Genomic DNA, 862 nt, shown 5'->3' with positions numbered 1-862 from the left:
CAGGGCACCGCGTGCCGGTGGCGTGGACGTGTACCGGTTGGCGGTGCCGAAGGTGGCGGCGGTGCCCGGGTGTATCCGGTAGCAACTGTCTTGTCAGGGGCAGCCGAGGGCCACCTCGGCGTCCCGCTTACGGGCGTTGAGGATCACCAGCATTTTGCGCATGACCGCCACGAGCGCCACCTTGCTCGCTTTGCCCTTGGCCTTCAGGCCAGCGTAAAACGCGCGCAGTCCTGGCTCGTACCGGATGGCCGTCAGGGCCGCCATGTAAAGGGCTTCGCGTACTACTGCGCGCCCACCACTGATCCGCCGTTGGCCCTGCCAGGTGCCACTTTCGCGGTTCATCGGGGCCAACCCCACCAGCGATGCTATGGCTTTGCTTCCCAAGCTGCCCAGTTCGGGCAACTCGCAGGCCAGTGTGCTGATCAGGATGGGGCCGACGCCTTTGAGCGTGCCGATATTCTTCCAGCTAGGCTGTCCCTCAAGCTGCTCGGCAATAGCTTTATCCAGTTGCTTCAGATCGTCAGATAGCTGGGCTATATGGCGTTGCTTCATCGCAATCAGATCCGGATCGACCAATCGCCGCAAGCGCTGCATCTCACTGACCCGCATCTGCACCAAATGCCTGCGGCATTGCGCAAATTCAGCCAGACGCTGCTGCCAAGGGGCAGGCGGTACGTAGCGGGTCAGCGGCAACAAATGGGCCATCTGCGCCAGCACTGTCGCATCGAGCCGATCGGTCTTGGCGGCACGGCCCGTGCCTTGGGCAAATCGCCGTGCACGCGCCGGATTGATTCGCACCATCGGCAGGCCGGCGGCGTGCAATACATCCAGAGCAGCACGCTCGTAACCCCCGCTTGCCTCA

1 protein-coding gene is annotated in these 862 nt (G+C 63.3%); it reads right to left on the bottom strand.

Annotated features, from left to right (window positions below; translation table 11 throughout):
* Positions 1–93 precede the first annotated feature (93 nt).
* Positions 94–862: IS110-like element ISStma6 family transposase (locus tag DAI20_RS19280; protein ID WP_108252875.1), on the bottom strand; the 769-nt coding region annotated here is incomplete at its 5' end.

The organism is Planctomonas deserti (assembly GCF_003067705.1).
Taxonomy (GTDB): domain Bacteria; phylum Actinomycetota; class Actinomycetes; order Actinomycetales; family Microbacteriaceae; genus Planctomonas; species Planctomonas deserti.
The sequence above is the reverse complement of the archived record's forward strand: the minus strand, read 5'-3'. Positions and strand labels throughout refer to the sequence as shown.